This is a genomic window from Microcystis sp. LEGE 00066 (assembly GCF_015207925.1).
GTDB lineage: Bacteria > Cyanobacteriota > Cyanobacteriia > Cyanobacteriales > Microcystaceae > Microcystis > Microcystis ichthyoblabe_A.
Genome location: NZ_JADEVX010000179.1, coordinates 1 through 8,524, shown reverse-complemented (window position 1 = coordinate 8,524; position 8,524 = coordinate 1). Strand labels below are relative to the sequence as shown.

General features: G+C 43.1%; 6 protein-coding genes and 1 pseudogene. All 7 read right to left on the bottom strand.

What is annotated here, in order from left to right; genetic code table 11:
* Window positions 1-533: pseudogene (locus IQ224_RS19150) on the bottom strand (hypothetical protein); the annotation flags it as partial.
* A 21-nt stretch (window positions 534-554) separates the two neighbouring features.
* Window positions 555-1,331 (bottom strand): DUF2092 domain-containing protein, encoded by a 777-nt coding sequence (locus tag IQ224_RS19145; RefSeq protein ID WP_052278266.1) that lies wholly within the window; start codon window positions 1,329-1,331, stop codon window positions 555-557.
* Window positions 1,332-1,364: 33 nt separating this feature from the next.
* Window positions 1,365-2,027 (bottom strand): potassium channel family protein, encoded by a 663-nt coding sequence (locus IQ224_RS19140; RefSeq protein WP_002738780.1) that lies wholly within the window; start codon window positions 2,025-2,027, stop codon window positions 1,365-1,367.
* 1,154 nt (window positions 2,028-3,181) lie between these two features.
* A complete protein-coding gene (gene clpB, locus IQ224_RS19135; protein ID WP_002739103.1) occupies window positions 3,182-5,842 on the bottom strand; it encodes an ATP-dependent chaperone ClpB in 2,661 nt (886 codons plus the stop codon).
* 541 nt (window positions 5,843-6,383) lie between these two features.
* A complete protein-coding gene (locus IQ224_RS19130; RefSeq protein WP_002747253.1) occupies window positions 6,384-6,869 on the bottom strand; it encodes a GNAT family N-acetyltransferase in 486 nt (161 codons plus the stop codon).
* Window positions 6,870-6,891: 22 nt separating this feature from the next.
* The gene (locus IQ224_RS19125; RefSeq protein ID WP_002781238.1) at window positions 6,892-7,200 is read right to left on the bottom strand and encodes a hypothetical protein; all 309 of its coding nucleotides are present in this window, start codon (window positions 7,198-7,200) and stop codon (window positions 6,892-6,894) included.
* Between the two features lie 117 nt (window positions 7,201-7,317).
* Window positions 7,318-8,211 (bottom strand): methylenetetrahydrofolate reductase, encoded by an 894-nt coding sequence (locus IQ224_RS19120; protein WP_002747258.1) that lies wholly within the window; start codon window positions 8,209-8,211, stop codon window positions 7,318-7,320.
* Between the last annotated feature and the right edge of the window lie 313 nt (window positions 8,212-8,524).

Here is an 8,524-nt window from a genome sequence, read left to right as displayed (position 1 = left end):
ACCCAACCCCAACCCGGGGGGACGTAATAACCGCCACCGTACCAACCGCCACCACGCCAGTAACCGTTGCGATTATCGTCAATAAAGTTCTGACGGTTCTGTTGGCGATCGCTAACCTGCTGCTGCCGTTCCCCCTGTCTTTCGCTGCGTTCCCCTTGACGAGTTTGTTGATTAGTTTGTCTTTCCCCCTGTCTTTCGCTGCGTTCCCCTTGACGAGTTTGTTGATTAGTTTGTCTTTCCCCCTGTCTTTCGGTGCGTTCCCCTTGACGAGTTTGTTGATTAGTTTGTCTTTCCCCCTGTCTTCCAGAAAAATCTCTAGAGGGTTGGGAACGATTACTAAAATTCCCCCGGTTTTGCAGATCACTACTGCGGCTAACCCGTGGGGAAGCTCCACCACCGCCACGACTACCACCACCACCGCCACGACCACCGCCACGGCCACCACGAGCGTCCACATAATCCGTTACCAGTAAACTTGTACCCAAAAGGAGGGCGGCAAGAACACATAAGTTTTGACATAAAGATCTTTTCATGGCCCGGACTCCTTGATTTTTTTATGGCTGGGATTGATTATCCCTAGGGGGTAGAAGTTCGATAGGGATCGATTCTGATCCCGGTTGGAAAGTGAAAGTATCGGCGGGTGTACTAGGCTTAAAATTCCAATCGGATAATATTGCCGTGTACTGGGGTGAACCGGGTAGAGTTTTATAGGTAATAATCGCTTTCCTCATTAGGGGGGTGGCATCCTGCGTGACCCAGATTTGATAATCGCGATCGCTACCGATCAGCAGCAGGTGATACATCGGTTCGCGGTTGACCATGTCGTTGCCGATAAAAATAATTTGCTTGACATCGGCCATTAGCTCTGCACAGGGATCGTTCGCTGCCAGATTTGACATGGGAATGCTGATCCCGTACTTTTGTTCTACTTGGTCTAAGGCTTCATCTAGAGTATTCGGTGCCGGTTTTGTAACGTATAGATCCCGTTCCATATCCGCAAGGGTGAAGGTTTTACCATCGTAAAAAAAGCGGGTAACTCGTTCATCCCCAGTGTAGTCCGAGCGCAGGCGATTGGGTTTCTCTACCCAGATGTTTTGATAGGCACTGTACTGAACTTTCGCCCCAGAGTCGAGTACATCGTCATAGGTGACATCCATATTGACGGTGAACGCTCGCTGTTTGGTTAAATTAGCACAGAGTTGCTCGATCACTTGTTCCGCCGTTTTTGGGCGGATTTCCTGGGCCAGAGTGGGGATTTCCGCCAAGACTGCCGCAGCAGTGACCCAAGGCAAAAGCAAAGAAAGAATCGGGATAAAGCGACGCATAATCATCTAATATTCCCCCAGGGCGATGGATTGTTTTGGTTAACGACCATTGTGTAAACTGACTAAACGAGCGATAAAAACGGCGGGATAGAGAACTCCAGTCATTCCTTCTAAATTGGCTAGAACTCTAGCGATTTTACTGGTAGGAACTATATCACCGTAGCCAACCGTAGCCAGGGTAGTAAAGCTGAAATGAAGTAGATCCGCCTGGTTGACGGTTTTAGCGGCGGAGCTAAAGGAATCGGGGTCGAAAATCTGGACGATATTATAAGCGGATGCCCAGAAAAATCCCAAGAGAAAATAGACACAAATTCCCCCTTTGATGATATCTGATGTTACCTGTTCGGCGAGAATTAATTCTAGTAAAATCGAGTACACACATAAACTAACAAAAGCTAGAGAAATTAATGTACTAGATAGCTCGAACCAACGGTTGAAATCGCTATAAATAGGGATAATCGTGCTGAATGCTCGCAGGAGGAGGGCAATCAAAAACAGACCGATATTATATCTTAAAGCCAATTTACTGCGATCGATCTGATAGACGGCGATGATCAGAGAGAGGGAGAAGAAAAAGAAAATCAGCCAATCTCCCAGGGGTAGATATACTAAAAACGGGTAAATAATGTAGAGCGAGAGCAGATTTGCCAGCAGCCGATTGTATTTATTTTCTGTTGCCCGCATCAATTGACGGAATTTCATAGCAGCAAACCTTTAATTGGCTTAACCATATACCAAGTCTCGTTTTGAAGAATTTTCTCTCTATTCTAACTCTCCTCCTCTGACAGAAGATAAATAAGTTAGATCGTAGCGTTCAGATTTTAGCATATAGTACAAGTAACCCGTGTTAAGCTGTCGATCTAACAACAAAGCTTAACAGCTGCAATGGAGCGCAGCAGAATTGCCATCCAGTGCAGCACATTAGAATTCTTGCAAATTAATTATATGTTATAGGATTCGGTTAACTAATTTTCCCAAAAAAATAGTTAATTAATATATTTGTTCTGAATGAAAACCAGAAGTTTAACTTTTAACTCAAAACTCTTTAGATATGCTTGAATTTGGTTGTCAAAACCTCTTTATTTAAGCAGCACAAACTCTCTCAATTTTTATAATTGAGAATAAATTCTCCTGACTAATTACAATTCTCCTTCACTGGATTAATGTTTGGCAACTTTTAATAAGCTGCTACACCTATCCCTAACTCATAGTTATAAATAGCTGGTTATAATTAAATTAAAAATGGATTTTAGGTTCGATCCCCCCTGCCCCCCTTGATAAGGCTATCCCTTATAGGGATCTTTCTTAACAATTTTTGCAGTAAGCACTCCAACCCTTATCCTGACTTGATTTCAGTTTTTTCTTTGTTTTGTAAGGGTGTCAACAAGGAATATTACAAATTGTTAACCGAGTCTTGAAAGCCTTGTGCCACAAAGGTTTGAAATGTTAAGAAAGATGTGACTAAAGGACAGCTTGATAAGGGTGGTGCCGATAGGCGGGGGGATCCCCTTTGATAAGGGGGGCATTTGATAATTTTTAACGCCTACCTACTTAAATAGCCGCCAACAGATTAACTTTAAAACTATATCTTCGACGACGATCCTGATATTTACAGGATAGGCTAGATATCAGGAGAGGCAAGAGGCAAAAGGGGGAATAAATAATCAGTTTTTAATAACCGAATTTAGTATTAGTATATATGTATGTGGTAAGTTGAGGAATAAAAAAACTTGAGGAAATTTTTCCTCTGGCGGGATGTTACTAGACTAACCGCCCAAGGGAAAAAATAGGATTCTTTTCGGACATTTTTGGCTTTTACGGTAAACTCAGAGGGGGAATATATCCCCTATCTGGTTTTAATCTGAACTGAGGTTAACCACAGCTAATTCTAATGTTTGCCCTTCCTTTTCTAGCTCCTTTTTACTAAAACTTAACACCTCATCTAGACAATCAATTACCACCGTATCCCCTTCCATAAAAGCTTGTTCGAGAATTTTTGTGGCTAAAGGATTCTCTAACTCCCGTTGGATAGCACGTTTTAAAGGTCGCGCACCGTAGGTGGGATCGTAACCAACAGTAACAATATGATTTTCTGCGGCCGTAGTTAATTCTAGATTGATTTTTTGTTCTCCTAATAATCTTTCCAGACGCTGTAATTGCAGACGAACAATATAACGCAATTCTTCTTTTTTCAGGGTATGGAAAATAATTAAATCGTCGATACGATTCAAAAATTCGGGACGAAAATGACTCCGCAAAGCTGTTAAAACCCGTTTCCGCATCTCCTCATAATCGGCATCTTCGGAAACATTTAAAATATGGTCACTGCCAATATTACTGGTCATGACGATAATCGTATTCCGAAAATCCACCACTCGCCCCTGAGAGTCGGTAATGCGCCCATCGTCAAGCACTTGTAATAAAATGTTAAAAACATCCCGATGGGCCTTCTCCACTTCATCCAATAAAACCACAGAATAGGGACGACGACGCACCGCTTCCGATAGTTGTCCCCCTTCCTCGTAACCCACATAACCCGGAGGAGCGCCGATTAACCGCGAAACCGCGTGTTTTTCCATGTATTCCGACATATCGATGCGAACCATGGCTTCTTCGGAGTCGAACAGTAACCCCGCCAAGGCCCGCGCTAACTCGGTTTTACCCACTCCTGTGGGTCCCATAAATAGAAATGAACCAATCGGACGGGAGGGATCTTTCATTCCCGCGCGTGCGCGTCGAATCGCAGCCGCTACCGCCGTGACCGCTTCATTTTGTCCGACAACTTTTTTCTGTAAATGAGACTCCAATTCTAATAATTTTTGTCGTTCCGATTCCATTAAACGATTGACTGGAATTCCCGTCCAACGGGCGACTATTTCGGCAATATCGGCATCAGTTACCTGTTGTCTTAACAGGGTAGAACCTGCCGCTTGAATCGTTTCTAGCTCTTTTTCTTTTACTTCTAATTCCCCCTGTAAAATCTCTAGTTTGCCATACTTTAATTGGGCCGCTTTATTGAGATCATAAGCTCGTTCCGCCTGTTCCACCTGTAGGCGCAATTGTTCTTCTTCCTCTCGTAATAATTTAATTTCCTCGGCGATATGTTTCTCCGTTTGCCATTGGTCAGCGAGAGGCTTTTGTTTACTTTCTAATTCCTCAATTTCTTCGATAATTCTTTCTAAACGCTCTTGAAAAGCTCGATCTTTTTTCTCCTCTTTTTCTAAGGAGAATTTTTCCATCCGTAACTGCATTAAGCGACGATCTATCATTTCCAAATCGGCGGGTTTAGTGGTACTTTCTACCTCTAATTTTGCCGCCGCTTCATCGACTAAATCGATCGCTTTATCCGGTAAAAAACGATCGCTAATATAACGATGGGATAAGGTAGCTGCTGCCACTAGGGCCGAATCGGTAATTGTCACCCCATGATGCACCTCATAACGTTCTTTTAAACCCCGGAGAATCGAGATAGTATCCTCCACGGAAGGTTCCTTAATATAAACCTGTTGAAAACGTCTTTCTAAAGGGGGATCTTTTTCAATATGATTGCGATATTCATCCAAAGTTGTCGCCCCAATACAGCGCAATTCTCCCCGAGCTAACATAGGTTTTAATAGGTTGCCTGCATCCATCGATCCCCCTTCCCTAGAACCCGCACCGACAACGGTATGCAGTTCATCAATAAAGAGAATAATTCGCCCTTCTGATTGGGTAACTTCTTTCATAACTGACCGCAATCTTTCCTCGAATTCGCCTCGATATTTTGCCCCAGCGATTAAACTTCCCATATCAAGGGAAATTAACTGACGATTTTTCAAAGATTCGGGAACATCTCCGTTAACAATCCTTTGGGCCAATCCTTCCGCAATAGCGGTTTTTCCTACTCCCGGTTCACCGATTAAAACTGGGTTATTTTTTGACCGTCGCGAGAGGACTTGTACCACCCGTCGAATTTCTTCATCACGACCGATAACCGGGTCTAATTTGCCTTCTTTGGCCGCTGCTGTTAAATCCCGGCCATATTTATCTAAAGCTTCGTATTTTTCCTCTTGATTGGGTTCAGTAACCTTTTGAGTACCGCGAATAGCTTTGATAGCTAATTCTAAATCTTGGGGGTCAAGATTGAAAGTGCGTAAACATTTCCGGCCCACCCTTTCATCTTCGGCAAAACCGACGAGAAGATGTTCGACGGAGATAAATTTATCTTGCCAACTTTCCCGGGATGCTTCCGCTCGATCGAGCAGCAGATCGAGACCACGACCTAGGTATAATTGATCGACGATGGCCACTTTCGGCTGTCGGTTGGTGAAGACTTCTAGCTGTTGTTGCAGTCGGGGAATTTCTATATTAGCTTTTTGTAAAATCCGGGTGGCTAGACCGTTATTCTGCTCTAGGAGGGCAATAATAACGTGTTCCACCTCTAAGGTCTGATTTTTAAAGCGTCGCGCAATTTCTTGCGATTTAACAATCGAATCCCAAGCTTGTTCGGTAAATTTATTCGAGTCTGTGGGTTGCATTCTGCACCAATGAGGAAAGCCAGTGTCAGAGGTATAGTATAGCAAGGAGTCTCGATCGATCACAAAGTTCTAGGCTCAACAAAGGATCTGACTTGAAAGAGGGTATGGGGTGTAGGGTGTGGGGAGAATAAATAAAAAAGTCTCCTATCTCCTATCTCCTGACTACTATCTCCTGACTTGAAAATAGAAGCTGAAATAAGGCAAATTCCTCAATCATACGGCCATCCGTTGAGTATAGGCTACATATCAGGAGAGGCACTCCTGCGAGTGAAGTGACTCTCAAATTATTACAGATGCGTCAGCGGCTGCGTGTAAGCATCCCACCGAAAAACTAATGCGCGGGGGGTTTGGGGGTTCTACCCCCCAAAAGCTTGGATTGAGTAATCAGATCTGAAGTAATACGGCCATCCGTTGAGTCTAGGCCACATATCAGGAAAGAAACTCCTGCAAAAGGGGGAATAAATAATCAGTTTTTAATAACCGGATTTAGGATCAGAATATTTTCATGCTTGACGGTGTAACTTGTTGCATCGGGACTGACTTATTTATCGCTATTACCCAATTGGGTTAAAGCTGTCCCGGTGAGGCGACAAATTTGCCACTCTTGGAAGACCTTAGCCCCCATTTTTCCATAAAAATCGATCGCCAGTTGATTCCACTCTAAGACAGTCCATTCTAAAAGTCCTGCATCCCTAGCGACGGCAATTTTGGCCACAGCCATTAGTAAAGCTTTCCCGATACCTTGACTGCGATAATCGGGTAAAACGAAGATATCTTCTAGGTAAATCCCCGGTTTAGTTATAAAGGTGGAATAGTTAGTAAAAAATAGGGCAAAACCGACTATTTTACCCTCTACTTCCACCACCAATGCTTCGATGTAGGGTTTTTCTCCGAATAAATGCTCCCCTAAAGCTTGACTATTTCCTGTCATTAAATGGCTGAGTTCTTGATAGGCCGCTAAGGCGATAATTAAGTCAAAAATAGCCTTGACATCGGTAGAAACGGCAGCACGGATGGAATAATTCATGATTGCTGGTCAAATCTTGATTTTAATGCTGATGATGTTTATGGGGAGATTCAGCAGGGGGAGAATTAAGATTGGAAAAATGACCGTTATTTAATCCCATCCCAACGCTACCAATACTGAAAAGTCCCATAGACACAAAACCGGCCGCAATTGTCCCCATGGCCACGGTGCCAATGGAAACTACTCCCATAGGAACAATACCGATGGAAATAACGCCCATGGGAACAATGCCAATAGAAATTATACCAGTGGGGGCAATACCGATCGACAACCATTTTCGTCCGGAATTACCACAACTATTCTCTTTTTCTTGACCTAGATTGGAATCCATGTTTAACCCCGAAGATGCTTTGAGCCTTCCCATCCTAGGTTAGGGGTAGAATTCTTGTCAAAAGACCGCTAGTCAAAATGAAAGTTAATTTTTTATAAAAACTATTGACTTTTCATCTCAGTTATGTATTGGTGGGATACCAGCCAGATCGAGAATTTTCGGGACTAAATCCTCTCGTTTAATCGCCATGATGTGGACACCTTGACATAACTGCTGGGCTAATTTTATTTGTTCGGCGGCGATTTTGATACCTTCTTCAAGGGGATGAGGTGCATCAGCGAGTCTTTGAATGATATGATCGGGAATTTGTACCCCCGGCACATTTTTATTTAAAAATACGGCATTTTTAGCCGATTTTAACAGAAAAATTCCCGCTAGAATCGGTTTATCGGCGAGGGAGGCCACCTGCTGCATGAACTTATCAAGGCACTCGAAATCCGTAACTAATTGACTTTGAAAAAACTGCGCTCCTGCTTCGATTTTACGCTCAAAACGGCTTTGAAGACCGGACCAACTTTTTGACTGCACATCAACAGCAGCCCCAGCAAAAAGTTCTAGGGGTCCATCCGGTAAAGATTTATCGTTAAAGTCAAAACCCTTATTTAATTTATCGATTAATTTTAACAAACGTACCGATTCTAGGTCAAAAACTGCCCTAGCTTGGGGGTGATCTCCTGCTTTGACCGGATCTCCGGTTAAAGCTAGTATATTTCTCAATCCTAAGGCATGAGCGCCCATTAGATCTGCTTGTAATCCGATTACATTGCGATCGCGACAGGCCATTTGACAGATGGGTTCGATGTCATGTTGATAGAGAATAGCGGAGGCAGCCAGAGAGGACATTCGCACTACAGCGCGACTGCCATCGGTAATATTAGCCGCATGAACGCGATTTTTTAGCCAGAGGGCCATTTCTAGCATATGACTGGCATTACCACCTTTCGGGGGAGTAATCTCGGCTGTAATCAAAAATTCTCGGTCTTGAACCGCACGTCGTAAACGAGTAGTCATCAATTTATCTAGGTTTTAACCATAAATTTTATAGTAGATTTAGCCCGGAAATGACTCGGAGGCAAGGAATGATCATCGGGCTGTTTTATACTGGTCGGTGTCAGCACCTGGCTGATATCAGATAAGCAGCAATTCTCATTTTGAAAAAAATTCAGATAAAATTCTCTTATTTAAATAGAGAACTTTTGTAGAAGCATTATTTTTTGACAGATAATTATCATCCAACGCTGGAGATAGACAGGTTTTAAGAACTTTGTCCATGAAAAATCGATTTCAACTCATAAATCTGGATGAAATTCTAACAAAATTTTTA

Bases quoted from the DNA above. Each gene is read 5' to 3' on its own strand.
- IQ224_RS19145 (WP_052278266.1), bottom strand. From the start codon at position 1,331: ATGATTATGCGTCGCTTTATCCCGATTCTTTCTTTGCTTTTGCCTTGG.
- IQ224_RS19140 (WP_002738780.1), bottom strand. From the start codon at position 2,027: ATGAAATTCCGTCAATTGATGCGGGCAACAGAAAATAAATACAATCGG.
- clpB (WP_002739103.1), bottom strand. From the start codon at position 5,842: ATGCAACCCACAGACTCGAATAAATTTACCGAACAAGCTTGGGATTCG.
- IQ224_RS19130 (WP_002747253.1), bottom strand. From the start codon at position 6,869: ATGAATTATTCCATCCGTGCTGCCGTTTCTACCGATGTCAAGGCTATT.
- IQ224_RS19125 (WP_002781238.1), bottom strand. From the start codon at position 7,200: ATGGATTCCAATCTAGGTCAAGAAAAAGAGAATAGTTGTGGTAATTCC.
- IQ224_RS19120 (WP_002747258.1), bottom strand. From the start codon at position 8,211: ATGACTACTCGTTTACGACGTGCGGTTCAAGACCGAGAATTTTTGATT.